We start from the raw sequence: 827 nt of genomic DNA on the forward strand, positions 1-827 counted from the left end.
CAAGTTGGAAGTATTTGGGCTAGGGATGTGACATGGAAAAGTATGCCTGTAGGAATTTTTGATAGTGAAGCTAGTGACCTCAATGTAATCAATCATCAAATCACTGATATTACGGGGATTGGTAGGATGAAAAACTTAGAGAACTTAAACATGACCAACGGAAAAATTAAGCGTATCCCTCCTGATATCAACAAATGTACAAAGCTGAACTTATTACTTTTAGAAGGTAATGAAATTGAAAACACCTACAATGCCGAAATCTCTGAAAATGTTGACACAAGACTTTTAGGGAATCCTGTTTTTGATAGGGAGCAGATTGATGAGTAAAGTAAATTAGAGAAGGTTACTATACTTTCTCTTTATTCTATAGAACAAATGATACATAACAAGACTTCTATTGGTGCTGTGCAAAGGAAATTAGCGAGTGCTAAATACCTCTATTATTTCATTATTAGTGTAGTGATTATTCTATTGATTGGTTGTACAAACTATATGGATATGGAAGAACAAGAAGCTCTTAAAAAACTCAAAGATAACTATGGTTCAAGTATATACTCATATAATTACGATAGTAATAGGAAACATATTATTATGATAAAAATAAAAGATGACCTTTCTATTACAAAGCTTCCTGAAGAACTTCGAGCCTTTAAAAAGTTAGAAGAAATAAAAATCCTCAACTGTAATGTCACCGAAGTTCCAGAGTTTATTACTGAATTCCCTGAACTCAAAGCATTATGGATGGAAGGAAACCCCATTAAGGAAATACCCTCTTTTATTACAAAATGTCATAAACTAAACATATTAGATATATCCTCTACGGAAGT

The 827-nt window shown here is 32.4% G+C and carries 2 protein-coding genes; both read left to right on the plus strand.

Going from position 1 to position 827, the window contains the following annotated elements:
* A partial coding sequence (locus HHU12_RS34195) for a hypothetical protein (RefSeq protein ID WP_205960056.1) occupies positions 1–327 on the plus strand: 327 nt, incomplete at its 5' end.
* Positions 328–375: 48 nt separating this feature from the next.
* Positions 376–827, plus strand: a 452-nt coding sequence (locus HHU12_RS34200) for a leucine-rich repeat domain-containing protein (protein WP_169661188.1), incomplete at its 3' end; no start/stop codon positions are given.

The organism is Flammeovirga aprica JL-4, from assembly GCF_012844305.1.
GTDB classification, from domain to species: Bacteria; Bacteroidota; Bacteroidia; order Cytophagales; family Flammeovirgaceae; genus Flammeovirga; species Flammeovirga aprica.